Origin of the sequence: Pseudonocardia asaccharolytica DSM 44247 = NBRC 16224 (genome assembly GCF_000423625.1) — a bacterium.
GTDB classification, from domain to species: domain Bacteria; phylum Actinomycetota; class Actinomycetes; order Mycobacteriales; family Pseudonocardiaceae; genus Pseudonocardia; species Pseudonocardia asaccharolytica.
The window spans coordinates 49585-74057 of the sequence record NZ_AUII01000003.1 but is presented as its reverse complement, the minus strand read 5'-3'; the positions used below and the strand labels follow the sequence as shown (position 1 = coordinate 74057).

Sequence of the window (24473 nt, the reverse complement as noted above, 5' to 3'; positions counted from 1 at the left end):
AGTAACTTGGTGCGACCGAGCGGCCCTCACCCGCCGGGCTGGACCCACCGCTGCGCACCGGTCACCGGGCCGGTCCCCAGGGGACCCGGGCCGATCCCCGTCGCGGCGTCCGCGGTCGGCGTGCTCACCACGAGCGTGACGGGCTGGAACAGCGGCAGCGCGGGCAGCTGCGCCCACAGCACCCGCTCCACCGCCGCGACCGTCTCCGGGTCCGCGGGCCCGGTCAGCAGCCGCGACAGGATCGGTTGCAGCGCAGGGAAACAGAACCCGGTCGGCGTCGCGGGCGGGTCGGCCACCCCGGTCGTGGCGCGCGGGCAGCCGTAGTCCGAGGCCAGCCGCGATCCGAGATCGCCGCCCACCACGCGGGGCAGCACCATCAGATCGACCCGCACGCCCCCGCCCGGGGCGGGCGCGGGGGTGGGAGTCATGGTCGGGACGGTGGACGGTGTCGGGCTGGGCGAGAGGTTCGGGGTGGCCGTCGGTGTCGGCGCCGCGGTCGTCGGCGGCGGGGTCGCCGGCACGGCCTGCCCACCGAACAGGTCGACGGCCGGTGGCGCGACGACAACCGCGCCGATTCCGGCCGCGTCGAGCTGGGCCGCAACCGCCTCCGCCAGCCGGACGTCCTGGGGGCGTTCGGCGGCGGCGCCGACGACCAGGCGCAGCGGCTGCCCGTCCCGGCTCCACCGGCCGTCGCCGTCGCGGGCGTAGCCGGCCGCAGCGAACGCCCGCTCGGCCGCCCCCGGATCGGGGCGCACCGGCGCGCCGTCGGGCGCGGTGGGCGCGTAGCCGGGCTCGGACGGGGCCAGCCCGAAGGCGTCGGCGGGCAGCGCGTCGGGAGCGATCGTCGCCCGCAACGCCTCCCGGTCGAGCGTCCAGGCGATGCCCTGGCGCACCCGGGGGTCGCTGACCGGCCCCGCATCCGAACGCATGCCGAGGCCGGTGACGACCGGCCGGGGGGCGTCCTGGATGCGCACCCCGGGGCCGAGCGCCGCGAGCGCCTCACGGACCGCGGGACTCGCCGCGGGCAGCCCCACATCCACGCCCCCGGCGCGCAGCCCGTCGGCCATCGTCGTCGGATCGACCCGGCGCAGCACGATCTGATCGAGGGCCGTCGGGGTTGCCCAGTACAGATCGTTACGGGCGAGCAGGAGCTCGCCGCGGGCGCGGTCGACCGAGGCGATCCGGAACGGACCGCCCGACGCGGGCAGACCACCGGCGAGCCCCCCGGTCCAGGACCCGGGCGCGTCCTTGAGAATATGCGCGGGCAGCAGGGCGGAGAACAGCTGCTGCCACTGCGGATAGGGCCGGGAGAACACGACGTCGACCGCCTTGCCGCCGGCCCGGGACCGGACGTCGGTGATCAGCTTGTAGCCCGCGGCGTCCACCGTGCCGGACTGGCTGCGCATCTGCTCCCAGAGGTAGACGAAATCCTCGGCGGCGATCGGTGCGTTCGTCGACCAGGAGGCCTTGACGTTCAGCTCGTAGCTCACCGTGAACGGCTCGGTGGCCACGACCGTTGCGCTCGTCGCGATCGTCGGGTCCAGGTGCAGCGTTCCGGTCTCGTCGGGCCGGAACACCGACGGGAGCACCAGGGTGGCCAGCGCCGTCGTCACCACGGACTGGTGGGCGAGCAGATGGGGGTTGAACCCGGCGCCGAGATCGTCGATCCCGATGACGAGCTCGGTCGGCTCCGCGGGGGCGACCGTCGTGGGCGGCGGCGGCGGAGGTTGCCGCGGTGCGGGCCGGTCGACGCAGGCGGCGAGCAGCGCGGCCATCAGGAGCACGACGACGGCACGGGCGATCGCGCCGATCCGTGTCACCGTCACCCTCCCCCGGTTCGCCCGCGGCAATCGTCGCACCGCGGGCGTCGGTCTCAGCGGTCGGCCGCCCTGGCCCGTGCCCGGCTGCGCGCGCGGGTGTGCGAGTCGAGCTCGGCCTTCCGGATCCGGATGGACTCCGGGGTGACCTCGACGCATTCGTCGGGCGCGCAGAACTCCAGCGCCTGCTCGAGGGACAGGATCGTCGGCGGGGTCAGCCGCACCAGCTCGTCGCCCGTGGACGAGCGCATGTTGGTGAGCTTCTTCTCCCTGGTGATGTTGACCTCGAGGTCCTCGAGCCGAGTGTGCTCGCCGATGACCATGCCGTTGTAGACGGTGGTCCCCGGGCCGACGAACAGCACGCCCCGGTCGGCGAGCTGGTCCACGGCGTAGCCGGTGACGGGCCCGTCCCGGTCGGCGACCAGCGAGCCGCGCAGCCGGGTGCGCAGCTCGCCCACCCATGGGCCGTAGCCGTCGAACACGTGGCTGGCGATACCGGCGCCGCGGGTGATCGTCAGGAACTCCGTGCGGAAACCGATGAGCCCGCGGGCGGACACCCGGAAGTCCATCCGGACCCGGTTCTCGCCGTGCACCATCTGGCTCATCTCGCCCTTGCGCGCGGCCAGCAGCTGGGTCACCGCGCCGAGGTGCTCCGTGGGCACGTCGACGCTCAGCCGCTCGAACGGCTCGTGCAACCTGCCGTCGATGGTGCGGGTGACGACCTCGGGCTTGCCGACGGTGAGCTCGAAACCCTCCCGGCGCATCGTCTCGACCAGGACGGCCAGCGCGAGCTCGCCGCGGCCCTGCACCTCCCACGCATCGGGGCGCTCGGTGGGCAGTACCCGGATGCTCACGTTGCCGACGAGCTCGGCGTCGAGCCGGTTGCGCACCAGCCGTGCGGTGAGCTTGCTGCCGGGGTGTGGATCCCGGCCGGCCAGCGGCGAGGTGTTGGTCCCGATGGTCACCGAAATCGCGGGCTCGTCGACGGCGATGCGCGGCAACGGGTTCGGGTGCTCGGGGTCGGCCAGGGTGTCGCCGATCGTCACGTCCGGGATACCGGCGACGGCGACCAGGTCACCGGCGCCCGCAGACTCGGCCGGGACCCGGGTCAACGCCTCGGTGCGCAGCAGCTCGGTGATTTTGATCTTGGTGACGGTGCCGTCGGCCCGGCACCAGGCCACCTGCTGGCCGCGGCGGATCCGGCCCCCGCGCACCCGGCACAGGGCGATCCGGCCGAGGAAGCTGCTCGCGTCGAGGTTGGTAACGTGCGCCTGCAGCGGCGCGTGCGGGTCGTCGGCGGGCGGCGGAATCGTCGCGATCAAGGTCTCGAACAGGGCGTCGAGGTCCGGCGCGTCGGGCAGCTCGCCGTCGGCCGGGCGGGTGCGCGAGGCACGCCCGGCGCGGCCGCTGGCATAGACGACCGGCAGGTCGAGCAGCTGGCTGGTGGTGGCCTCATCGAGGCTCAGCTCGTCGGCGAGCTCGAGCAGCAGCTCCAGGCTCTCGTCGACGACGTCGGCGCACCGGGCGTCGGCGCGGTCGGTCTTGTTGACCACCAGCACGACCGGAAGGCCCGCGGCGAGGGTCTTGCGCAGGACGAACCGGGTCTGCGGCAGTGGGCCCTCGCTCGCGTCGACCAGCAGCACCACGCCGTCCACCATGGACAGTCCGCGCTCGACCTCGCCGCCGAAGTCGGCGTGGCCGGGGGTGTCGACGACGTTGACCGTCATCCCGCGCCAGCCGACCACGGTGTGCTTGGCGAGGATCGTGATGCCCTTCTCGCGCTCCAGATCGCCGGAGTCGAGGACCCGGTCGACCGGCTCGGCGCGCTCCCCGAACGCTCCCGCGGCGCGCAACATGGCATCCACCAGCGTCGTCTTGCCGTGGTCGACGTGCGCCACGATGGCGACGTTGCGCAGCTCGCCGCGCGCGTCCGGGAGACCGCGATCAGCGGTGTCCGGGGCGGCCTCGAGCGTGGATCCGGTGGTGCTCACAGTGCAGGTTATCGCGGCACCGCTCGTGGTCCTTGCGCGGGCGTGCGCCTCTCATGATCAACGAACGGGCGTCCGGGGCCGCGGTGGGCGCTGCCGGCGCCGCCGAAACGACGATCATCTGGTCGGGCGCCGCGGCCGGGCTGACCTCGTTCGGCGTGGCTCGACGCCCGGTCCGCGGCCGGCCGTGATCAGTGTTTCGGAGCCTGCCGCCGCGGGGATCGCGGCTGCCGGCGCCGAAACGACGATCACGGTGGGGCGGTGAGGGAGATCACGGTCGATGGCCGGCCAGCCCCGAGGCCCCACGGGCGACCTCCACCTCGTGCCGGATCTCGGCGATCACCGTCCGCGGCCGCTCGACGAGGTCGTGCCACGTGTAGCGCAGCACCGTCCAACCGTGGCGGACCAGTGCGTTCTGCCGCCGCTTGTCCCACCCGGCCCTGGCGGCGTCCATATGCCACGCCCAGCCGTCGACCTCGATCGCGACCCGGGCCAGGGGGAAGGCGATGTCGATGACGAAGCCGCCGGCCTCGAAACCGGCGCGCCAACCGTCGATCCTGGCCTCCCTGAGCCTGCGGACCAGCAGCCGTTCGGCGACCGAGGCCGACCGGTCGGCCGCCGCGACCAGGAGCAGGCGAGCCGTCGCCGAACCGTGCGCACCGAGGTTGCGGCAGTAGGCGTCGTAGACGGCCGGAAACCGGATAAACCTCTGCAACGCATGGTCGAGGAACGCGCCCCCGCCCGCCGTCCCCATCTCGACGGCGGCCTCGAGAACGGTCAGTGGCCGGGCGGTCAGCGCGACCCCCCGGTGCTCAACCAGGTCCACCGGCTCGAGCGTCCGTCGACGCACCGAAACCCCCGGCCTCGACGCCGGGGAGCGCCGCCGCGGCACCGTCACCCCGACGACGAGCGGGGCGCGTTCGGCGAAGCCGTGCCACCATGCCGCGGCCACACCGGACAGCACGGCATCAGGTCCCGCCCAGAGCACCGCCGCCCGGGCACGTCCCTCGTCGGTCAGCCGATGTCCCTCGGCGAGGTAGACCCTGGGGTGCAGTGGCCGCCAGCGCCGGGTGGCGAGGCGGCGGTCCACAGCGTCGCGGGACAGTCCGGCGGCCACGGCCTGCGCCCGCGAGATGACCCCGGCCTGGCGCAGCAGATATGAGTTGAGCGACATGCCGCCTTCGACGGATCCGCACCCGCTCCGGTTCCATCCAGAATCCACGGCCCCGCCTTGAGCAACGATTCGGAGCCGAGAACCGCGCCGAACGCGGCTGCACCTGCCCAAACAGCGATCACCGCTGGGAGAGGAGCTCCGCCGCGAGGTCGCCCAGCACCGCGCGGTCGGCGTCCACCCAGTCCAGGTCGGCGAGCTCGTGCGGCTCGACCCAGCGCACGTCCCGGTGCTCCAGCGGCCGTGGCTCGGGGGCGCCCGGCACGGGAGTCGCCCGGTGCACCCGCAGCACACCGGCCTCGATCGGCAGATCCGTGCCCAGCCTGCCGTCCGGTCGGACGATCGTCCCGAGCTCCTCGCGGCATTCGCGCACGACGGCGTCGGCCTCCGACTCGCCGGGCTCGACGCGTCCACCCGGCAGTTCCCAGCGCCCGGCCAGCGCCGCCGGCCGCGAGCGCTGTGCGGCCAGCACCCGGCCGTCCCGCACGAGCGCGGTGGCCACGACGACGGGGGCCGCCACAAGCGCAGTCGCCCGCTGGGTCAGCGCCGCGGCGCGCGCGGCGAGCAGCCGGTGCACGAGCCGTCGCAGCAGAACGGCGTCGACGATCCGCCCCAGCGCGCCGAGCGGCGATGTCCACCGGATCTCGTCGCGCAGCAGGGTGCCGCCGGGGTCCGGGCTCAGCGACGCGGTGTGCACGAGATCGCGGACCGGTCCGCGCACCAGCACCGAGGTCATCCCGTCCGGCGAGATCGAGACGATCCGGGTGGTGACGGACACCCGCAGGCCGGGGCCGAGCCTGGCGTCGAGCCGGACCTCGTCGCCGGGAGAAAGCAGCCGCGTGGGGGTGGTCAGCGCATGCCCGTTCCAGGCCAGGGCCGCCGCGGAGACCTCGGAGTCGCGCAGGTGGCCCGCCACCGCACGGGGGGCGGCGGGGATGAGGGTCGACGACTGCAGCGCGGGCACGGGAGAGATCGTCGCAGGGGCCGGTGTGGTCGGCGGATCACCCCGACTCGCGCTCGGAAATACCGCGACTCGCGGGGAAGGGTCAGGCGGCGGGCCAGCGGACCTCGAGCCGGGCCCCGCCATCGGGCGCGGCGCCGGCCCGCACGCTCCCGCCCCGGCCCCGGACCAGTGCGGCCACCAGCGCGAGGCCGAGCCCGGCGCCGCCGCCGGCCTCCGGGGTCAAACGGGTGAAGCGGTCGAAGACGCGTTCCCGGTCGGGCTCCGGGATGCCGGGGCCGTCGTCGTCCACCACCAGCCGCACCCAGCGCCCCGCGGGCAGCACCCCGATCCGGACCACCGAACGGGCGTAGCGGCGGGCGTTGCCGAGCAGGTTGTCCAGGACCAGCCCGACCTCGCCGGGACTGGCGACGACCTGAGCCGGTGCCGACGCGACCAGCTGCAGCGCGGGTCCTTCGCCGTCGGCCACCCGCTCCATCGCGGCGCGCGTCGCGGCCACCAGATCCACCGGCACCGGCGGGGGCCGCTGCCCGGCGTCCGCGCGGGCCAGCGCCAGCAGGTCCGACAGCAGCGCCGAGAGCCGCTGCGCCTCCACCGCGATCGAGCGGAGCGTCTCGTCGGCCAGCTCCGGGTCCGGATGCGCGACGGCCACCTCGGCCTGCGCCCGGATCGCCGCCACCGGCGAGCGCAGCTCGTGCGCGGCATCGCCGGTGAACCGTTCGAGGCGGGCCACCGCCTCGTCGCGCCGGGCCAGCAGCGAGTTGATCTCGCTGGCCAGCGCGTACAGCTCGTCGCGGGCGGCCGGCATCGGCAGCCGCTCCCCCGGCGGCAGGGCGGCGGCCGCGACCCGCATCCGGTCGACCGGGCGCAGCGCCGCCCGGGTCGCCGCCCAGGCCGCGAGCGCGATGATCGCCGCCACCACCAGCGCGCCGAACAGGAACCCGGCAGCGGCCCTGCCCAGCAGGGTGGCTCCGCCGACCAGGTCCCCGGAGGCCGCGACGAGCCGTGTGGAGCCGTCCGGCAGGATCGCCGGGACCGCGAGCCAGCGCAGCGGCGCACCGTGGCGGAAGTCGGTGACCGGCTTTCCGGCCGCGAGCGCGCGGAGATCGTCGGCGCGCAGCGGGACCGGCCCGCGTCCGTCGACCGGGGTACCCGCGGTGTCGAGCACCCGGATCGAGGGTGCCACCGCGTCGGCGGGGGTACCCGCCTCGATCTGGTCGGCGGCCGTCCGAGCCTGCTCGCGCAGCTCCACGTCGGCCGCCCCCGACAGCGCCGACCCGAGCAGCCCTACCGCCAGCCTGCTGAGCGCGAGCACGGCGACCAGCGCCACCACGCCGACGACGACCGTGATCCGGGACCGCAGCGTCCGTCGTGCCCACCAGCGGCGCAACCGGCGCCTGTCGATCATGGAAGCGCGTTCACGCCGAGCCGACCAGATATCCGTGACCGCGCACCGTCCGCAGCACATGGCCCGCACCGACGGCCTCGAGCTTTCGCCGCAGGTAGCCCACATAGACCTCGACGACGTTGCGGCTGGCGGCCTGCTCGTCCCCCCAGACCAGGCGCAGCAGGTCGTCCTTGGCCACCGCGGTGTCCGGGCGGACGGCCAGCGCGTGCAGCAGGGCGAACTCCCGCGGCGAGAGCTCGACGGGCTTGCCCTCCCACGACACCGCCCGCGCGGCCGGGTCGATGACGAGCGGGCCGAGCTTCACCCGCTGCCGGATCCGGCCGAGCGCGGCGTCGCGGCGGCGCAGCACGGCGCGCAGCTGCGCCACCAGCACGACGAAGGAGAACGGTTTGACGAGGTAGCCATCGGCACCGAGGTCGAGGCCGTCGGCCTGGTCGATCTCACCGTCCTTGGCCGAGATCAGCAGCACCGGGGTGTCGATGCCCGCCGCGCGCAGCTGTTCGAGCACACGGTAGCCGGACAGCCCGGGCAGGATGATGTCGAGGACGACGGCATCGAAGCCGCCGGTCATCGCCGCACGCAGCGCCGAAGGTCCGTCGCCGAGCGCGACGACCTCCATCCCCTCGGCGGTGAGCCCGCGGCGCAGTGCGGTCCGCACCCCGGGTTCGTCGTCGACCACCAGCACGCGCTCCATCGTCGACGACGCTACTGGTCGGCACGCCGATCCCGGAACGCCGGCGGCGCGCGGCTCAGAGGACTCTCAGCCGCGATGCGTCAGGCTGTGCTCATGAGCTTGGGACGCAGGGGATGGACCAGGATCGGGATGGGCGCGGCGCTGGCCGGCGCCGTCGGGCTGGGTCTGCTCGCGGTGCCCGCGGGAGCGGGGGCGGCTCCGGAACTGCCCCCGGTCACCGCGGAGGAACTCATCAGTTCGGTGATGACGGCCGATCCGGGCCCGTTCAACGGAACGGTAAAGCTGGACAACCAGCTCGGCCTGCCCGCGCTGCCGCAGCTTCCGCAGGCCGCGAACGGTACGAGCACCGCCACGGTGTGGTCCGACGGCGACCGCAAGGGCCGGGTCTCGCTGCCCACCGGGCAGACCGAACGGACGCTGGTCGCCGACGGCACCACGGTGTGGTCGTGGAACTCAGCAGACCGCACGGTGACGAAGTCGCCGGAATCCGAAGGGCCGCACCGCCGGCCCGCGGCCGACCCGACCGCGGCGGCGACCGAGGTCGTCAAGCATCTGCGCGCGACGAGCACGGTCGACGTCGACGGGACCGCCGAGGTCGCCGGTCGGTCGGCCTACGAGCTCGTCCTCGCCCCGGCTCCGACCGAGCGCACGCTGCTGCGTGAGGTGCGCGTGGCCGTCGACGCCGAGAAGCGGGTGCCGCTGCAGCTGACCGTGCTGGCCACCGGTTCGTCGGATCCGGCGTTGCGGCTCGGCTTCACCGACCTGACCTTCGGCGCCCAGGACCCGTCCCTGTTCACCTTCACCCCGCCGCCCGGCGCGACGGTGCAGGAACGGCCCGCGCATGCCGAGGACGCCAAGCCCGGCGCCGCCAAGCCCACGGTTGTCGGCGACGGCTGGGACACCGTGGTGATCGCCAAGGCGCCCACCGGTGAGCGCGCACCCGAGCTCGCGGCCCTGGGCAAGCCGGTGAGCGGTCCGTGGGGCAACGGCCGGGAGTTCACCACCGCGGTCGGGACCGCGATCGTGACGGACGACGGCCGGATCGCGGTGGGCGCCGTGCCCGAGCAGGTGCTCACCGAGGCCCTGACCAAGTGAATCCTCACCCCGACGACACCGCGGTGGCCGTGGCTGGATCCGATGGTGCGCAGCCCGCGCTCGCGCCGCCGACGGATCCGGCCGGGTCGCCGGCGGCGCGGGTGCGCGGGGCCCGGAAGGTCTTCGGACGCACCGTCGCCGTCGACCTGATCGACCTCGACGTGCCGGCGGGGTCCGTGCTGGGCATGTTGGGCCCCAACGGTTCGGGCAAGACCACGCTGATCCGGATGCTGCTCGGGCTCACCCGCCCGACCGCCGGGACCGCGGAGCTGCTCGGCCACCCGGTGCCCGACGCCGCGGCGGCCGCGCTGCCGTTCGTCGGGGCGCTCGTGGAGGGGCCGGGGTTCCACCCGTTCCTGTCCGGCCGGGAGAACCTGCGCCGCGCCGCCACCGCCGAGCCCCTGCTGACCGGCCGGGAGATTCCGGCCGCGGTGGAGACGGCGCTGGAACGGGTCGGGCTGACAGACGCCGCGGGCCGCCGCTACCGCGGCTACTCGCTGGGGATGAAGCAACGGCTGGGGCTGGCCGCCGCGCTGCTGGTGCCGCGGCGGCTCGTGGTCCTCGACGAACCGACCAACGGCCTCGACCCGGCAGGTACCCGCGACGTCCGGCGGATCATCGCGGAGCTGCACACGGGCGGGGCGACTGTGCTCGTGTCGTCGCATCTGCTGGCCGAGGTCGAGGCCACCTGCACGCACGTCGCCGTGTTGCAGTCCGGCTCGCTGGTCGCCGCGGGCGAGCTGTCCCGGCTCCTGGAGGCCGACACGTCCGGGCTCGTGATCACGACCCCGGACGTCGACGCCGCCCTGCGCACCCTGCGCGGCGCCGGTGCGACGGCGTTCCTCGACGGCGACGGCGCGGTCGTCGTCGCCGACGGCGGACCGCCCGCGCCGGAGATCATCGCGCTGCTGGTGCGCGCCGGGGTGGCGATGTACGAGGCCCGCCGGCGCCGTCCTCGCCTGGAGGAATTGTTCGCCCGCCTGACCGAGGACACCCCATGACACCCGCCCCCCAACCGCCCCCGCGGACCGCCTCGACGGCCCCCCTGGGGCGGCTGCTGGCGGCCGAGGTGCGCTGGGTGCTGCTGCGACCGCGCACGCTGGTGATGCTCGGCCTGTTCGCGCTGATCCCGGTGGTCATCGCGATCGGGGTCGTGGTGGCCGACGGTTCCGGTGGCAGGGGGCTGATCGGCGCGACGGCCGGCAACGGCCTGGTGCTGCCGGTCGCCGCGATGACGCTGGCCCTGACCCTGCTGTTACCCCTGGCGGTGGCCATGGCCGCGGCCGACGCGATCGCGGGCGAGACCGCGCACGGCACGCTGCGCGGGCTACTGCTGGCTCCGGTGGGACGACTGCGGCTGGTCGGGATGAAGGCGTCCGGGGTGTTCGTCGTGGCGGTGCTGGCCACGGGGTTGATCGCCGTGGTCGGGGTGCTCGCCGGGCTCGTGGTGGTCGGCGGCGCGGACGGTCAGCTGGTCACGCTGTCCGGGACGACGATCGGGCTCGGTGACGCGCTGGGCCGGGTGGCGCTGGTCGCCGCGTGGACGGTCGGGCAGCTCGCCGCGGTCGGCGCGGTCGCGCTGGCGATCTCGGCGCTCACCGAGCATCCGCTCATCGTGCTGGCCTCGGTGCTGGGTGGGCTGATCGTCTTCGGGGTGCTGGGCGCGATCCCGGCACTGGATTTCCTGCAGCCCTACCTGCTCACCTCGGGTTGGACCGCGGGCGCCGACGCGTTGCGCGATCCGCTGCCGCTCGGCGGGATGGGGGAAAGCACGCTGCGGGCGTTGGGTTACGCCGTCGTCGGCGGCGGGCTGACCGTGGCGCTGATGCTGCGCCGCGACGCCTGAGGGCTGCGTCCCGCGCCGGGAACCGACAGGATGTCCGCATGGCAGAGCTTCTCGACGACGCCACCGTCGCCGCCGCGCTCGATGGGCTGCCGGGCTGGGAGCGCGACGGCAACACCCTGGTCCGCACCGCGAAGCTGCCCAGCTTCCCTACGGCGATCACCGTGGTGGACCGGGTTGCCGAGATCGCGGAGCAGGCCGACCACCATCCGGACATCGATATCCGCTGGCGCACGCTGACCTTCCGGCTGTCCACGCATTCGGCGGGTGGGCTCACCGAGAAGGACCTCGCGCTCGCCGCGCGCATCTCCGAGCAGCTCGCCGAGGCGGGCGGGTAGACCGCAGCCCCCCGTCGCAGGCCGCATTATGGAGCCATAACGCGTCCGAGCGCCCACAGCCGTCGACATTATGGAGCCGTAACGTTGTGACGGCCTGGCCCGCAGCGCGTTATGGAGCCATAATGCGCGCAAGGGGCGCACCCGCCGCAAGGGGCGCACTACAGCCTGCGGTTGGCGAGCACCCCGGTTCGTTCCCGGGCCGTCGTTGCACGGTCGAGGTCGAGATCCGCGACCAGCAGCGCGGGGGCCGCGCCGAGCTGGTCGACGACCGCACCGTACGGATCGGCGACCATGCTCGCGCCGATCCCGGAGGGCGTCTTCCCCGGATCGCGGCCGACGGTTGTCGGGTCGGCCTGATCGCAGGCGGCCACGAACATCCCGCCGTCCAGCGCCCTGGCCCGCACCAGCACGTCCCACTGCGCGCGCTTTCCTGGCCCGTCGCCCCACGCCGCCGGCAGCACCGCCAGCTCCGCCCCACGCACGGCCAGTTCCTGGAACAGCGCGGGGAAACGCACGTCGTAGCAGGTGGTGAGGCCGATCATGCGCCCGTCGACGTCGATGACGACCGGTTCGGCACCTGGCGCGACGGTGTCGGACTCGACGAACCCGAAGGCGTCGTAGAGGTGGATCTTGTCGTAGGACGTCTCGACGCCCCGGCCGGTGACCAGCAGCGTGTTGTACACCCGCCCGTCACTCGCCGGGGTGAACATGCCGGCCACGACGGTGATCCCGGCCGAACCCGCCTCGCCGCGCACGGCGGTGGCCCACGGCCCGTCGAGCGGTTCGGCGATCGGGCCGAGCGGGACCCCGAACCGGCACATCGTGGCCTCCGGGAACACCACCAGGCGGGCGCCGGCCGCGGCGGCCGATCGGACGGAGTCGGCGACGAGGTCGAGGTTGGCCTTCGGGTCGGCCGACGAGGAAATCTGGGCAAGAGCGATCCGCACGAGCCCACCGTAGGTGTCGTCCGCTATGGTGAGCCACGTGCAGCGCCTGTACTGGTTTGGACGCCCGGCCCGGGACGGGTCGGCGGGCGATCCGCTGCGCTGACCATCCACCCCGAGCCGGACGAAGAGCCGGCTCGGCGTGACGACGGCGGGGCGGCCAGGTCCTGAGAGGACTCTCCGAACATGGCCCTCACCGCCATCCCCGCCCTCGACGAGCATCGCACCACACGGGTCAGTCCGCTGCTGTCTCCCGCGCTGCTGCGCCACGAGCTGCCCGTCGACGACGCCGTCGCCGAGACCGTCACCCGCGCCCGCGCCGAGGTCGTCGATGTCCTCGACGGGCGCGACGATCGGTTGCTCGTCGTCGTCGGGCCCTGCTCGATCCACGATCCCGACGCCGCGCTCGACTACGCGCGCCGGCTCGCGGAGCACGCCGAGCGGACGTCCGGACAGCTGCGCATCGTGATGCGCACCTACTTCGAGAAGCCGCGCTCGACCGTCGGGTGGAAGGGCCTGATCAACGATCCCGATCTGGACGGCACCTACCAGGTCAACAAGGGCCTGCGCCTGGCCCGTCGGCTGTTGCTCGACATCTGCACGCTGGGCCTGCCCGTCGGCTGCGAGTTTCTCGACCCGATCACCCCGCAGTTCATCGCCGACGTCGTGAGCTGGGGGTCCATCGGCGCTCGCACCGCCGCCAGCCAGGTCCACCGGCAGTTGTGCAGCGCGCTGTCCATGCCGGTCGGGATCAAGAACTCGACCGAGGGCGATGTCCAGGTCGCGGTCGACGGGGCTCGAGCCGCGGCTGCGGCCCACGTCTTCATGGGGATCAACGCCGATGGGCTGGCCGCGCTGGTGAGCACCACCGGCAACCCGGACTGCCACGTCATCCTGCGCGGCGGCGCGAGCGGCCCGAACTACGACGCGGCCACCGTCGCGGACACGATGGAGCGGTTGCGCGCCGTACGGCTGCCGGAACGGGTCATCGTCGACGCCAGCCACGGCAACAGCGGCAAGGACCACGCCCGTCAGCCCGGTGTGGTGCGCGATCTCGCTGCCCGCATCGCGACAGGCGAGCACGGGATCGTCGGGGTCATGATGGAAAGTTTCCTCGTCGCGGGCCGCCAGGACCTCGGCCGGGCCATGACCCGGGGACAGAGCGTCACCGACGCCTGCCTGGACTGGGCCACCACCGCCGGCCTGCTCGACGAGCTCGCCGCCGCCGTCCGCGCCCGGCGCCACTGACCGACTCGGGGCCGACGGGCTCGGCAATCCGGCCGGTCAGCTCCACCGCCGGGCCAGGAGCAACCCGACCGCGATGCCGATCCCGTCGGCGAGCACGTCGAGCACCTCGGCGCTGCGCCCGATCAGCAGCGTCCCCTGCAGCACCTCGGACGCGATCGCGTATCCTGCGAGCCCGGCGACCAGTCCGGGCAGCGGAACGACGGCGAGCCGGCCCGTGAACGCGAGGGCGCCGAAGACTGCGACGTGCACCAGCTTGTCCGAGCCGGGAAAACCCGACGGCACCCCCGAGGCAGGCAGGAACAGCACGAAGAGGCTGACCAGCACCGCGGCGAAGAACACCAGTCTCCGGCCTCGGGCCGGGCCCGCTCCGCTCGCCCCGATCGTCTCCGTATTCACCGTGAAATTTTCCTCATCTTTCCGCTGATCGGGAGATGATCACAGCTATCGGGACAACATCGTGGCCTATGCGGACCTGGTCGGCACGACCTGATGCCTGCCACACGACCGGTCGACAAGTGCGGCGGCCTGGAGGTGTTGCGCCTCGGGCCGGCAGTGTTATCCGCTCGATGCGCGGTAAACCGCGACCTCGACCGCGAAGGTGACGCCGGTCAGTTCCGGAAGACCCGCGACGCGCCGGTCGAGTTCGTCCTCGCTCACGTGATGCGCGGTCGGACCCATACCCGCCAGCGTTCGGGCGTCCTCGTGGTCGAGACCCATGCGGTAGGTGACCAGTTGCGCGTCGAGAGGGGCGAACCCGCGAAGATCGGCGGCCAGCCGCTCCGACTTGTTGGGGTCGACGGTGGTCATGCCCAGCGGGTCGATGAGCTCGCGCAGGTGATCGGCGGTGGGCGTCGCGGTGATGAGGATCCCGCCGGGGGCGAGGACACGGCGGATCTCGCTGCGGTTGCGGGGGGCGAACACGTTGAGCACGATGCTCGCCGACTCCGCGACCAGGGGCCAGCGGCGCCACACGTCGGCGCCGATCGCGCCCGCACGCGGGTGCGCGCGGGCTGCGCGCCGTAGCGCTGCGGTGGAGGCCTCGAGGCAGACGCCGTGGCGGTGCGGGAGCCGATCGAGTACCGCGGCCAGGTAGCGGCCGGTGCCGCCGGCCAGGTCGACCACGGTCCCGGGCACGTCGGGGTCGTGGTGGGCGGCGAGGACCGTCACGGTGTCGATCAGCGGCCGGTAGTGGTGACGCGAGAGAAACCGGTCGCGGGCCGCGACCATGCCGGCGGTGTCGCCCCGGTGCCGGGTCTGTCCGGCGACGAGATTGACATAGCCCTGGCGGGCGATGTCGAAGCTGTGGCCCGCCGCGCAGGCGAGGCGGGTGCGTTCATGGCGCAGCGGTGCCGCGCAGCCCGGGCAACACAGACAACCCAGCAACGCCTCGAGCCCGCGATCCGGGCTCTCGGGATACGCAGGAACCGGGTCCAGCCCCATCACACGTTGAAGCGGAACTCCACCACGTCTCCGTCGACCATGACGTAGTCCTTGCCCTCCATCCGCACCTTGCCCGCCGACTTGGCCGCCGCCATCGACCCGGCCTCGACCAGGTCGTCGAACGAGACGACCTCGGCCTTGATGAAGCCGCGTTCGAAGTCGGAGTGGATCACCCCGGCGGCCTGCGGGGCCGTGGCGCCGCGCGGGATCGTCCAGGCCCGGGCCTCCTTCGGTCCCGCGGTGAGGTAGGTCTGCAGGCCGAGGGTGTGGAACCCGGCGCGGGCCAGCGCGTGCAGGCCGGGCTCGTCCTGGCCGATCGACTCCAGCAGTTCGCGCGCCGACTCCTCGTCGAGCTCCAGCAGTTCCGCCTCCACCTTGGCGTCCAGGAACACCGCGTCGGCCGGTGCGACCAGCTCGGCCAGCTCCTTGCGGCGGGCCTGGTCGGCGAGCACGCCCTCGTCGGCGTTGAACACATAGAGGAACGGCTTGGTGGTGAGCAGCGACAGCTCGCGCAGCGGGGCGCGGTCGACGCCGGCCGCGAACAGGGCCGTGCCCGAGTTCAGGATCTCCGCGGCAGTCTCCGCGGCCTCCAACGCGGGGCGCCGGTCCTTGTGGGTGCGCGCCTCCTTCTGCAGCCGGGGCAGCGCCTTCTCCAGCGTCTGCAGGTCGGCGAGGATCAACTCGGTCGCGACCGTCTCGATATCGGAGGCGGGGTCGACGCGGCCCTCGACGTGCACCACATCGGGGTCATCGAACACTCGCACGACCTGGCAGATCGCGTCGGACTCGCGAATGTTCGCGAGGAACTTGTTGCCCAGCCCCGCGCCCTCGGAGGCGCCCTTGACGATACCGGCGATGTCCACGAACGAGACCGTCGCCGGGATCGTGCGCACCGAGCCGAAGATCTCCGCGAGCCGGTCGAGGCGCGGGTCGGGCAGCGGCACCACGCCGACGTTCGGCTCGATCGTCGCGAACGGGTAGTTCGCGGCCAGCACGTCGTTGCGGGTCAGCGCGTTGAACAGGGTCGACTTGCCGACGTTGGGCAGACCGACGATGCCGAGGGTGAGGGACACGCCGTACCAGGGTAGTCGCGTGCGACCGGCCGCGATCGGGCTGGGCGCCGAGGCTTGCCGCGGCCTGAATTCGATCACTCCTTCGCGTGGACCATGGCCGGACGTACTAACGCAGGGCGCCACGGTTCGATGGACCTCTAGATCGATCAGCTCGACCACGAATGGCGGAATGCTCGTGCGGCCCTCGTTCCCTCAGCTCCTGCTCGCCGGCGCGGTTCTGGGCGCCGTGTCCACGACCACCACCACGGCCGTGAACCTGACCGGGGCCACGCCGGACCGCGACGTCGCGCTGCCCGCGTTCACCCCGGACGCGTCCGGCCCGGTCGCGGTGACCGAACCGGATGCCTCGACCGCACCGGTCACCGGAGCACAGATCGCCGTGCTCGCGGTGGCGCCCGCGCAGGACCGGGCCGGCGCCATCGTCGCGAAACTCGAACAGCAGCGCGCCGCGGCCGAGCGGCACGATGCCCAGCAACGGGCCGACGCCGACCGCGCCAACGGGCGGCGTGAGGCGCGGGAGCGGCTGCGCGACGCGTGTGACCGGGGCTGGCTGAACGGCCCCCTCTGCTGGGTGGACTGATCCCGGAGCTGGCGGTCGCGTCCGATTTCCGCTAGATCGGCGTCCGACGGGGTGGCAGCATCGGCTTCGTGCTCGACCAGGAACGCTGCTACCGCGCCGTCGCCTCGCGCGACGCGCGCTTCGACGGGCTGTTCATCACGGCCGTGCGCACCACCGGGATCTACTGCCGGCCATCCTGCCCTGCGACCACCCCCAAGCGGGCCAACGTCGAGTTCCTGCCGACGACGGGCGCGGCCCAGCTACGCGGATACCGGGCCTGCCGACGCTGCCGGCCCGACGCGGTCCCCGGATCTCCGGAATGGAACAGCCGCGCCGATCTCGCCGGGCGCGCCATGCGGCTGATCGCCGACGGCGTCGTCGAGCGGGACGGCGTCGGCGGCCTCGCCGTCCGGCTCGGCTACTCCGAACGCCACCTCAACCGGGTGCTCACCGCGGAACTGGGCGCCGGTCCACTCGCCCTGGCCCGTGCGCATCGCGCGCACACCGCCCGGCTGCTCATCGAGACCACCGCGCTGCAGATGGCCGACATCGCGTTCGCGGCGGGTTTCGCCAGCGTGCGCCAGTTCAACGACACCGTCCGCGAGGTCTACGGGGTGGCGCCGACGACCCTGCGCGCGGAGGCCGGCCGGCGCCGCGACGCGACCCAGGCCGCTGCGGGCTCGATCATCCTGCGCCTGCCCTACCGGACGCCCTTCGACGCCGCGGGACTGCTCGACTTCTTCGCGGCCAGAGCGCTCGACCGTGTCGAGTCGGTCGAGGACGGCACCTACCGGCGCACCCTGCGGCTGCCGCACGGTCCGGCGACGGTCGCGCTGACGCCGATCAGCACGAACGGGCGCTCCGCCGACGCTCCGCGCGGTACCGATGCGCGCTCCGCCGACGCTCCGCGCGGTACCCACATCGTTGCGGCATTGCGGCTGGCCGACCCCCGCGACCTCGGTCCCGCTGTGGCCCGGCTGCGCAGGCTGTTCGACCTCGACTCCGACCCCGTCGCCGTCGACGAGGTGCTCGCCGCCGATCCGGCGCTGGCGCAGGCGGTGCGCGCGGTCCCAGGGATCCGGCTGCCGGGCACCGTGGACGGCGTCGAACAGGCGCTGCGCGCGATGCTGGGCCAGCAGGTCTCGGTCGCGGCAGCCCGCACCACCTCCTCCCGGCTGGCCGCCGCGCTCGGCGAACACCTGCCGTCGGGGCTCGCCGGGGACGGGCTGGACCTGCTCTTCCCCACCGCCGAGGCGATCGCGGAACACGGCGCCGAGATCCTCACCGGGCCGGCGAGGCGGACCGCCGCCGTGCTCGGACTGGCCACCGCGCTCGCGGACGGAACCCTCGTGCTCGACGCCGCCCGCGACCCCGACGAACTGCACGCCGCCCTCACCGCGCTGCCCGGTATCGGGCCGTGGACCGCGGGCTACCTCGCGATGCGCCTGCTCGGCATGCCCGACGAACTGCTCCCGAGCGATATCGCCATCCGCCGCGGCGCCCGCGCGCTCGGCATTCCGTCCGATGTGGACGAGCTGACTCGATACGCGCAGCGCTGGCGCCCCTGGCGGTCCTACGCCGCCACCCACCTCTGGCGCGCTGCCGCAGGCACACCCCGCAACCGAAGGACAGACCCATGAGCGACTGGTCCACATTCGACACCCCGACGGGCCCGTTCACGGCCGTCGTCGACACCGACGGCGCCGTGCTCGCATCAGGCTGGACCGCCGACCCGAACGAGCTGCTGCCGCAGGTACACCCCTCGCTGCGGCCGAAGGCGTTGCGGCACAAGAACGATCTCGGCCCGGTGGGCGCCGCGGTCCTTGCCTACCACGCGGGGGAGCTGTTCGCGGTGGACGCGATCCTGGTGCGGCAGCGGTCGGGCGCGTTTCTGGAACACGCCTGGGAGGTGCTCCGCACGGTGCCCGCGGGCAGCCCCGTGACCTACACCGAGTACGCGGCCAAGGCGGGCCGGCCCGCCGCGGTCCGCGCCGCCGCCGCGGCCTGCGCGCGCAACGCCGCCGCACTGTTCGTGCCGTGCCACCGGGTCCTGCGCCTGGACGGGACGCTGGGCGGGTTCCGCTGGGGCCTCGACGTCAAGCGCTGGCTGCTGAACCACGAGGCCGCGGCAGGCTGACCCGAGCCACCGCCGGGCCGGATCGGCCCCGGTCCGCGACGAACGGTCAGATCGACCATTCGTTCGACCACCCGGCGCCTCGGGGATGCCGCTGACCGTACACCCGGTCGGGTGTACGGCGCGCCTGGCCCGATCTGTCCGACCCCGGGTGCACAGTGTCGGCGTGGATCTCGTCGCCGGAGTGAACATGCTGCTCATCGGTCTGCTGATCGGGCTGGCCGTGGGGACGGGCCTGGCATGGCTGTTGCTCAGCGCCCGCCACCGGGCCGCCACCGCGGAGGCCGCCCGCCGGGTCGCCGACGTGTCGGCCTCCGCACGGGCCGACGCGGCCGGGCTGCGCGCCGAACGGGCCGGGCTGCTGGAGCGCATCGAGGACCTGTCGGAGCAGGTCGAGCAGGCCACCGAGCGGCTGCGCCGGGCGGAGTCCGACGCCGCCGCCGCGGCCGCGGCGCTGCGCAGCCAGCGGGAGGCGGGCGCTGCCCGCGAGGAGCTGCTCACCCGGCGCGACGAGGAGCTCAAGCAGGCCTTCCAGGCGCTCTCGGCGGATGCGCTGGCCCGCAACAACGAGCAGTTCGTCGCCCTCGCCGAGGGCCGCATCAAGGAGGCGGCCGCGGCGCTCGCCGCCAAGGCCGACGGCGACGCCACCGCCCACACGCAGGCGATCAGCAAGCTGCTCGACCCGATGACGGCGACGCTGGCCCGCGTCGAGGGGCAGCTGCGCACGGTGGAGAAGGAGCGCGAGTCCGCCTACGCCGGGCTGCGCGAACAGGTCACGGCGATGCACCGCAGCTCCGAACAGCTGCAGAACGAGACGAAGCAGCTGGTCAACGCGCTGCGCGCGCCGCAGGTCCGCGGCCGCTGGGGCGAGCTGCAGCTCGAGCGGATCGTGCAGCTGGCCGGGATGGTCGAGCACTGCGACTTCTCCACCCAGGTGACCGGGAAGGGGGAGGACGGTGGGATCCGGCCCGATATGGTCGTCCACCTCGCGGGCGGCAAGCAGATCGTCGTCGATGCGAAGGTCCCGTTCGCGGCCTATCTGGAGGCGGTGGAGAGCCGCGACGTGGGCGAGCACAAGGAGCGGTTGAACGCGCACGCCCGCCAGCTGCGCCAGCACGTCGACACGCTGTCGGCCAAGTCGTACTGGGCCGCCTTCGACCCGTCGCCGGAGTTCGTCGTGCTGTTCGTCCCCGGCGACCCGTTCCTGGAGGCCGCGCTACAGGCCGACCCTTCGCTGCTCGAGCACGCGTTCTCGCGCAACGTCGTGGTGACCACGCCGACCACGCTGATCGCGCTGCTGCGCACCGTCGCCTACAGCTGGCGGCAGGAGGCGCTCGCGCGCAACGCCGCGCAGGTGCACCAGCTCGGCAGGGAGCTGCACAGCAGGCTCGCGACGATGGGAAACCACGTCGCGAAGCTGGGGCGCGGCCTCGACACGGCGGTCGCCAGCTACAACCAGACGGTGGCGTCGCTGGAGTCCCGGGTACTGGTCACGGCCCGCAAGCTCACCGAGCTCAAGGTGGCCGACGACGATCTCGCCGCTCCCGGCCAGGTCGAGCGCGCGCCGCGGACCGTCGCGGCACCCGAACTGGTGGCCTCCGCGGCCGACTCGCTTGTCGCGTTACACGAACTCAGCCGTGAACCGGTCACGGACGGCGACGAGCCACGGGCTACCGTGAACGGGTGACCGCGCCCCGGAGTAGTCCACCAGGGCAGAAGCGGCCGCTGGCCTCCGGCGGCCAGTGGGCGATGACCGAGCGGTCGGTCCTCGGCACCGTGCTCGGAATCCCGCCGCTGGCCGCAGTCGGTACCGCCCTGGTGTTCACCGCGATCGGCGTCCTCATCGACATCCTGCGCATCGGCACCCTCGGCCTGATCTTCACGATCTGCTACTTCACCGGCGCTGTGCTGGCGGTCGCCTGGGTGCGCCGCAGGAGCCTGTTCGGCCCGGTCGTTCAGCCACCGCTGCTGATCGCCGTCGTCGTCCCCGTCGTCGTGTGGCTGGTCGGCACCCCGGGCCCCGGCACCGGGATCACCGAGCGGTTGCTGCTGGTCGGTGCGCCGATGATCAACGCGTTCCCGATGATGGCGACGACGACCGCGACCGTCGCGGCGGTCGCGGTCACACGCGTCCTGTTGCAGCGCATCGACAGTTCCCGTGCTGGACGGCCCTGGCAGGCAACCGGAGCCGATGCGCGGCGCCCGGCCAGAGGAGGGCGGTCCCGCCCCGCCCGCGAAGCCGGACCCGACGCGGCCGTCCCCAGCGGCGCCGCCACACGCGGTACGACGACCGGGCGCAGTCGCGCGGCGCGCGCTCTCGACGATCTGCACGCCGCCGAGGATGCCCCGTCCGGAACTACCGTCCGGCGCGGCTCGTCCGGAGTTCGCGGGGCAGGGCGAACGTCACGGTCTCCTCGGCGGTATTGATCTCCGCGACATCGGTCCAACCCCGTTCCGCGAGGTATTCGAGCACGCCCTCCACGAGGATCTCCGGAACGGACGCACCGCTGGTCAGCCCGACCGTCTCGACGCCGTCGAGCCACGACTCGTCGATTTCGCGGGCGAAGTCGATGAGATGGGCCGCACCGGCGCCTGCCGAGAGCGCGACCTCGACGAGCCGGACCGAGTTCGAGGAGTTCGGCGAACCCACCACGAGCACCAGATCACAGCGCGGCGCCATCGCCTTGACCGCGACCTGCCGGTTCTGGGTGGCGTAGCAGATGTCGTCGCTGGGCGGGTCCTGCAGCGTGGGGAAGCGTTCGCGCAGGGCACGGACCGTCTCCATCGTCTCGTCGACGCTCAGCGTCGTCTGCGACAACCACACGACCTTGTCCGGGTCGCGGACCGTCACCCTCGCGACGTCCTCTGCGGATTCGACGAGCTGGATATGCGCCGGCGCCTCGCCCGCGGTGCCCTCGACCTCCTCGTGTCCACGGTGGCCGACGAGCAGGATGTCGTAATCCTCGCGGGCGAACCGCTTCGCCTCGCCGTGCACCTTGTTGACCAGCGGGCAGGTCGCATCGATGGTGTGTAGCTCCCGCTCACGCGCCTGCTCCCGGACCGCGGGCGATACACCGTGCGCGGAGAATACGACCAGCGCACCTTCGGGCACGTCGTCGGCCTCATCGACGAAGATCGCGCCCCGCTCGGTCAGCGTCTCGACGACGTGCCGGTTGTGCACGATCTGTTTACGCACGTATACCGGTGAGCCGTGCTGCTCCAGCGCGCGCTCTACGGCCTCGACGGCCCGGTCGACGCCGGCGCAGTAACCCCGCGGCTTGGCCAGCAGGACGCGCTTGTTCTCCGATCGGGACATGAGCCCAGGGTACGGCCGGGTGCGGCGCCTCGGCCGGGTGCGTGGCCCAACAGACCGACGATCGCGTTTCGCACCCCGGCCCGTGGTGCCGCGGGCGGGCGGAAAGGGGATGATGCTGAACATGAAGCCGCTACCGCTGCCGGTGCGGATCGCCGCCGGCCTCGCCGCCACCGCCGTCGAACAGGTCCGGGACCTACCTCGGCTGGTCGTCGAGTTCCCGGTCACCGCAGTGAGCCAGGCGCTGCAGACGTCAATGTGCATGCAGCAGAAGGTCACCGAGCTGGCGATCAAGGGGGACCGTGTACTGGGTATCCTGCGCCCGATCCCGGAGGAACCCAGCTGGGCCACCTTTGACGACGAGGAGCCCGATCTGGCCGCGAACGGCACAAGCACCGTGACCACGCTGCGCTCGGACACCCGTGACCTCCTCGCCGACACCGAGCTGGACGAGCTCGATCTGGAGGGGCCGGATCCGGGAGAGCGTGAGGAGCCTGGCGACGACGGCGCCGCCATCGCGACGAGCACGGCCGCGGCCACGACCGCGAGCGCCGCGGCCGGAGACGTCGCCGGCCGCGATGCCGATACGCGGGAACACACCGACGACGGGTCGACGGGGCCGAACATCATGCCCGGCTACCCGCAGCTCACGATTCCGCAGCTGCGTGGCCGGCTGCGCCAGCTGAGCGTCGACGACCTCCGCCTGCTGCTGGGCTGGGAGATCAGGCACGAGAACCGGCCGCCGTTCGTGACGATGCTCAGCAACCGCATCGCCACGATCACCGAGGAGTGACCGCCACCGCCGCCTCGGAGGAGTCGCCCTGGCCGGTTCGCACCGTCGCCCGCAAGATCGCCGAATGGGTCGATCGCCTCGGCGCGGTGTGGGTCGAGGGCCAGCTCGCGCAGGTCACCGCCCGGCCCGGAACCGGCACGGCGTTCCTCGTGCTGCGCGACCCGGCTGCCGACGTATCCCTGCAGCTCACCTGCCCGGTCTCGCTGGTCCGGGAGGGCGGCCCGGCCGTCGCCGAGGGCAATCGAGTGGTCGTGCACGGCAAACCGTCGTTCTTCCTCGGCCGCGGCACCCTGAGCCTGCGGGTGGATCGGATCCGAGCGGTGGGGCTCGGCGAACTGCTCGCCCGGATCGAGCGGCTGCGCAGACTGCTCGCCGCCGAGGGTCTTTTCGACCCGGCCCGCAAACGCAGGCCTCCGTTCCTGCCCGGCTGCATCGGCCTGATCACCGGGCGGGCGTCGGCGGCCGAACACGACATCGTGTCGAACGCGACCGCGCGCTGGCCGTCGGTCCGCTTCCGGATCGAGCACACCGCGACCCAGGGCGGGCTGGCGGTCCCGCAGATCGTCGAGGCGCTGGGTGTGCTGGACCGCGACCCGACCGTCGAGGTGATCGTGCTGGCCCGCGGCGGCGGCAGCGTCGAGGACCTGCTGCCGTTCTCCGACGAGACGCTGTGCCGCGCGGTCGCCGCGTGCCGTACTCCCGTGGTCTCGGCGATCGGCCACGAACCGGACACTCCGCTCGTCGACCACGTCGCCGACCTCCGCTGTTCCACGCCCACGGAGGCGGGCCGCAGCCTCGTCCCCGACCTCACCGAGGAGTCCGCCCACATCGCCGGGCTGCGCGACCGGGCCCGGCGGGCGCTGCACGGCTGGGTCGATCGGGAGCAGCGGCTGCTGACCGCGCTGCGCGCCCGTCCGGTACTGGCCGATCCGCTGCGCGCGCTGGCCGAGCGGCACACCGAGATCGAACGGCTGCGCGAGGCCTCGCGGACGTGTCTCGACCGCGGGCTCGACCGGAGGACGACCGAGCTGGAGCACCTGCGCGCCCGGCTCACCGCGCTCGGTCCCGCGGCCACGCTGGCCCGCGGCTACGCCGTCGTCCAGCGGGTCCCGGCCGCGGACGCCGACGGGGGGTCGGGGGTCGTGTGGCCTGTGCTGCGTTCGATCGGCGACATCGCACCGGGCGATCGGCTGCGGATCCGGGTGGCCGACGGCGCCGTCCCGGCCGCCGTGCTGCCGGAGCAGGATGGCTGCCCATGAGCACCAGGGAGCAGCCCGCCGTCGACGGGCTGGGCTACGAGCAGGCCCGCGACGAGCTGGCCGAGGTGGTCCGCGCGCTGGAGGTCGGCGGCCTCGGTCTGGACGACTCGGTCGCGCTGTGGGAACGCGGCGAGGCCTTGGCACGGCGCTGCGAGGAGCAGCTGGCCGGCGCCCGGGCCCGCATCGAGAAGGTCCTGGACGCCGCGGACGCCGGGGAATCCTGATCTGGCGGCACCGGCGCATCCGGCAGTCCTGCACACTCAGCAGCCCGGCACATCCCAGCAGCCCGGCACATCCCACCAGTCCGCCCCGCACCTGTGATCGGCGTTAGGGAGGCCGCCGCCGCGCTCAGCGCGGTTCCGCCCTCCCAAAGGTTGATCATGGAAGGCAGGTCG

25 protein-coding genes are annotated in these 24473 nt (G+C 73.4%); 14 read left to right on the top strand and 11 right to left on the bottom strand.

Annotated features, from left to right (window positions below; translation table 11 throughout):
• Nucleotides 1-26 precede the first annotated feature (26 nt).
• Nucleotides 27-1820, bottom strand: a complete 1794-nt coding sequence (locus G567_RS26760; protein ID WP_245585536.1) for an ABC transporter family substrate-binding protein — start codon at nt 1818-1820, stop codon at nt 27-29.
• A 53-nt stretch (nt 1821-1873) separates the two neighbouring features.
• Nucleotides 1874-3733 carry a translational GTPase TypA gene (gene typA / locus G567_RS0104380; RefSeq protein WP_051232351.1) on the bottom strand — a complete coding sequence of 620 codons (1860 nt, stop codon included), beginning with the start codon at nt 3731-3733 and terminating at the stop codon, nt 1874-1876.
• 128 nt (nt 3734-3861) lie between these two features.
• Here typA and G567_RS36580 point away from each other — a divergent pair, with 128 nt between their 5' ends.
• Nucleotides 3862-3996, top strand: coding sequence for a hypothetical protein (locus G567_RS36580; protein WP_261763846.1), 135 nt, complete (start codon nt 3862-3864; stop codon nt 3994-3996).
• Between the two features lie 80 nt (nt 3997-4076).
• Here G567_RS36580 and G567_RS26755 read toward each other — a convergent pair whose 3' ends face one another.
• From G567_RS26755 to G567_RS0104355, 4 genes are all read right to left on the bottom strand, one after another.
• The gene (locus tag G567_RS26755) at nt 4077-4979 is read right to left on the bottom strand and encodes a DUF559 domain-containing protein (protein WP_037055858.1); all 903 of its coding nucleotides are present in this window, start codon (nt 4977-4979) and stop codon (nt 4077-4079) included.
• A 118-nt stretch (nt 4980-5097) separates the two neighbouring features.
• Nucleotides 5098-5940, bottom strand: a complete 843-nt coding sequence (locus G567_RS36810; protein ID WP_307724142.1) for an NUDIX domain-containing protein — start codon at nt 5938-5940, stop codon at nt 5098-5100.
• 82 nt (nt 5941-6022) lie between these two features.
• A complete protein-coding gene (locus tag G567_RS0104360; RefSeq protein WP_028929012.1) occupies nt 6023-7345 on the bottom strand; it encodes a sensor histidine kinase in 1323 nt (440 codons plus the stop codon).
• 10 nt (nt 7346-7355) lie between these two features.
• Entirely contained in the window at nt 7356-8039 is a 684-nt protein-coding gene (locus tag G567_RS0104355) for a response regulator transcription factor (protein ID WP_037055857.1), read from the bottom strand.
• 93 nt (nt 8040-8132) lie between these two features.
• Here G567_RS0104355 and G567_RS0104350 point away from each other — a divergent pair, with 93 nt between their 5' ends.
• The 4 genes from G567_RS0104350 to G567_RS0104335 are packed head-to-tail and all read left to right on the top strand — an operon-like array spanning nt 8133 to nt 11315.
• Nucleotides 8133-9134: a LolA family protein gene (locus G567_RS0104350; RefSeq protein WP_051232282.1), complete on the top strand. Its 1002-nt coding sequence runs from the start codon at nt 8133-8135 to the stop codon at nt 9132-9134.
• Nucleotides 9135-9163: 29 nt separating this feature from the next.
• Nucleotides 9164-10135, top strand: coding sequence for an ABC transporter ATP-binding protein (locus G567_RS0104345; RefSeq protein ID WP_028929009.1), 972 nt, complete (start codon nt 9164-9166; stop codon nt 10133-10135).
• Nucleotides 10132-10980, top strand: a complete 849-nt coding sequence (locus G567_RS0104340; RefSeq protein WP_028929008.1) for an ABC transporter permease — start codon at nt 10132-10134, stop codon at nt 10978-10980. The genes G567_RS0104345 and G567_RS0104340 overlap by 4 nt, the downstream gene beginning before the upstream one ends.
• Before the next feature lie 38 nt (nt 10981-11018).
• The gene (locus G567_RS0104335; RefSeq protein WP_028929007.1) at nt 11019-11315 is read left to right on the top strand and encodes a 4a-hydroxytetrahydrobiopterin dehydratase; all 297 of its coding nucleotides are present in this window, start codon (nt 11019-11021) and stop codon (nt 11313-11315) included.
• 158 nt (nt 11316-11473) lie between these two features.
• Here the strand turns inward: G567_RS0104335 and G567_RS0104330 are convergent, their stop codons facing one another.
• Complete coding sequence (locus tag G567_RS0104330) at nt 11474-12262, bottom strand: carbon-nitrogen hydrolase family protein (protein ID WP_028929006.1); 789 nt, start codon at nt 12260-12262, stop codon at nt 11474-11476.
• Between the two features lie 183 nt (nt 12263-12445).
• On the opposite strand from G567_RS0104330, the gene G567_RS0104325 reads away from it, so the two are divergent.
• Nucleotides 12446-13507 (top strand): 3-deoxy-7-phosphoheptulonate synthase, encoded by a 1062-nt coding sequence (locus tag G567_RS0104325; protein WP_028929005.1) that lies wholly within the window; start codon nt 12446-12448, stop codon nt 13505-13507.
• A 36-nt stretch (nt 13508-13543) separates the two neighbouring features.
• On the opposite strand, the gene G567_RS0104320 is transcribed toward G567_RS0104325, so the two are convergent.
• The 3 genes from G567_RS0104320 to ychF all read right to left on the bottom strand — a co-directional run bounded on the left by G567_RS0104320 (nt 13544) and on the right by ychF (nt 16020).
• Nucleotides 13544-13903 (bottom strand): VanZ family protein, encoded by a 360-nt coding sequence (locus G567_RS0104320; protein ID WP_245585535.1) that lies wholly within the window; start codon nt 13901-13903, stop codon nt 13544-13546.
• Between the two features lie 159 nt (nt 13904-14062).
• Nucleotides 14063-14947, bottom strand: a complete 885-nt coding sequence (locus G567_RS0104315) for a putative RNA methyltransferase (protein WP_211223848.1) — start codon at nt 14945-14947, stop codon at nt 14063-14065.
• A complete protein-coding gene (ychF, locus tag G567_RS0104310; protein WP_028929002.1) occupies nt 14947-16020 on the bottom strand; it encodes a redox-regulated ATPase YchF in 1074 nt (357 codons plus the stop codon). The genes G567_RS0104315 and ychF overlap by 1 nt, the downstream gene beginning before the upstream one ends.
• A 169-nt stretch (nt 16021-16189) precedes the next feature.
• Here ychF and G567_RS0104305 point away from each other — a divergent pair, with 169 nt between their 5' ends.
• From G567_RS0104305 to G567_RS31770, 5 genes are all read left to right on the top strand, one after another.
• Nucleotides 16190-16600: a hypothetical protein gene (locus tag G567_RS0104305; RefSeq protein WP_028929001.1), complete on the top strand. Its 411-nt coding sequence runs from the start codon at nt 16190-16192 to the stop codon at nt 16598-16600.
• A 68-nt stretch (nt 16601-16668) separates the two neighbouring features.
• Nucleotides 16669-18219 (top strand): AlkA N-terminal domain-containing protein, encoded by a 1551-nt coding sequence (locus tag G567_RS26745; protein WP_051232280.1) that lies wholly within the window; start codon nt 16669-16671, stop codon nt 18217-18219.
• Complete coding sequence (locus tag G567_RS0104295) at nt 18216-18716, top strand: methylated-DNA--[protein]-cysteine S-methyltransferase (protein WP_028929000.1); 501 nt, start codon at nt 18216-18218, stop codon at nt 18714-18716. Before G567_RS26745 ends, G567_RS0104295 begins: the two co-directional genes overlap by 4 nt.
• A gap of 163 nt (nt 18717-18879) precedes the next feature.
• Nucleotides 18880-20400: a DNA recombination protein RmuC gene (locus G567_RS0104290; protein ID WP_245585534.1), complete on the top strand. Its 1521-nt coding sequence runs from the start codon at nt 18880-18882 to the stop codon at nt 20398-20400.
• Entirely contained in the window at nt 20397-21140 is a 744-nt protein-coding gene (locus tag G567_RS31770; protein WP_147201081.1) for a DUF6542 domain-containing protein, read from the top strand. Before G567_RS0104290 ends, G567_RS31770 begins: the two co-directional genes overlap by 4 nt.
• On the opposite strand, the gene G567_RS0104280 is transcribed toward G567_RS31770, so the two are convergent.
• Nucleotides 21070-22029, bottom strand: coding sequence for a 4-hydroxy-3-methylbut-2-enyl diphosphate reductase (locus G567_RS0104280; protein WP_028928998.1), 960 nt, complete (start codon nt 22027-22029; stop codon nt 21070-21072). The genes G567_RS31770 and G567_RS0104280 overlap by 71 nt on opposite strands.
• Nucleotides 22030-22150: 121 nt before the next feature.
• On the opposite strand from G567_RS0104280, the gene G567_RS0104275 reads away from it, so the two are divergent.
• Genes G567_RS0104275 through G567_RS0104265 form a run of 3 tightly spaced genes read left to right on the top strand, consistent with a single transcriptional unit; the run spans nt 22151 to nt 24302 of the window.
• Nucleotides 22151-22819 (top strand): lipid droplet-associated protein, encoded by a 669-nt coding sequence (locus G567_RS0104275; RefSeq protein ID WP_028928997.1) that lies wholly within the window; start codon nt 22151-22153, stop codon nt 22817-22819.
• Complete coding sequence (gene xseA, locus G567_RS0104270; protein WP_028928996.1) at nt 22816-24078, top strand: exodeoxyribonuclease VII large subunit; 1263 nt, start codon at nt 22816-22818, stop codon at nt 24076-24078. The genes G567_RS0104275 and xseA overlap by 4 nt, the downstream gene beginning before the upstream one ends.
• Complete coding sequence (locus tag G567_RS0104265) at nt 24075-24302, top strand: exodeoxyribonuclease VII small subunit (protein WP_028928995.1); 228 nt, start codon at nt 24075-24077, stop codon at nt 24300-24302. The genes xseA and G567_RS0104265 overlap by 4 nt, the downstream gene beginning before the upstream one ends.
• Nucleotides 24303-24473 lie beyond the last annotated feature (171 nt).

Excerpts from the sequence above, each read along its gene's own strand:
- G567_RS36580 (WP_261763846.1), top strand. The coding sequence starts at position 3,862 with ATGATCAACGAACGGGCGTCCGGGGCCGCGGTGGGCGCTGCCGGCGCC.
- G567_RS26755 (WP_037055858.1), bottom strand. The coding sequence starts at position 4,979 with ATGTCGCTCAACTCATATCTGCTGCGCCAGGCCGGGGTCATCTCGCGG.
- G567_RS0104360 (WP_028929012.1), bottom strand. The coding sequence starts at position 7,345 with ATGATCGACAGGCGCCGGTTGCGCCGCTGGTGGGCACGACGGACGCTG.
- G567_RS0104355 (WP_037055857.1), bottom strand. The coding sequence starts at position 8,039 with ATGGAGCGCGTGCTGGTGGTCGACGACGAACCCGGGGTGCGGACCGCA.
- G567_RS0104350 (WP_051232282.1), top strand. The coding sequence starts at position 8,133 with ATGAGCTTGGGACGCAGGGGATGGACCAGGATCGGGATGGGCGCGGCG.
- G567_RS0104340 (WP_028929008.1), top strand. The coding sequence starts at position 10,132 with ATGACACCCGCCCCCCAACCGCCCCCGCGGACCGCCTCGACGGCCCCC.
- G567_RS0104335 (WP_028929007.1), top strand. The coding sequence starts at position 11,019 with ATGGCAGAGCTTCTCGACGACGCCACCGTCGCCGCCGCGCTCGATGGG.
- G567_RS0104325 (WP_028929005.1), top strand. The coding sequence starts at position 12,446 with ATGGCCCTCACCGCCATCCCCGCCCTCGACGAGCATCGCACCACACGG.
- G567_RS0104315 (WP_211223848.1), bottom strand. The coding sequence starts at position 14,947 with ATGGGGCTGGACCCGGTTCCTGCGTATCCCGAGAGCCCGGATCGCGGG.
- G567_RS0104305 (WP_028929001.1), top strand. The coding sequence starts at position 16,190 with ATGCTCGTGCGGCCCTCGTTCCCTCAGCTCCTGCTCGCCGGCGCGGTT.
- G567_RS0104295 (WP_028929000.1), top strand. The coding sequence starts at position 18,216 with ATGAGCGACTGGTCCACATTCGACACCCCGACGGGCCCGTTCACGGCC.
- G567_RS0104280 (WP_028928998.1), bottom strand. The coding sequence starts at position 22,029 with ATGTCCCGATCGGAGAACAAGCGCGTCCTGCTGGCCAAGCCGCGGGGT.
- G567_RS0104275 (WP_028928997.1), top strand. The coding sequence starts at position 22,151 with ATGAAGCCGCTACCGCTGCCGGTGCGGATCGCCGCCGGCCTCGCCGCC.
- G567_RS0104265 (WP_028928995.1), top strand. The coding sequence starts at position 24,075 with ATGAGCACCAGGGAGCAGCCCGCCGTCGACGGGCTGGGCTACGAGCAG.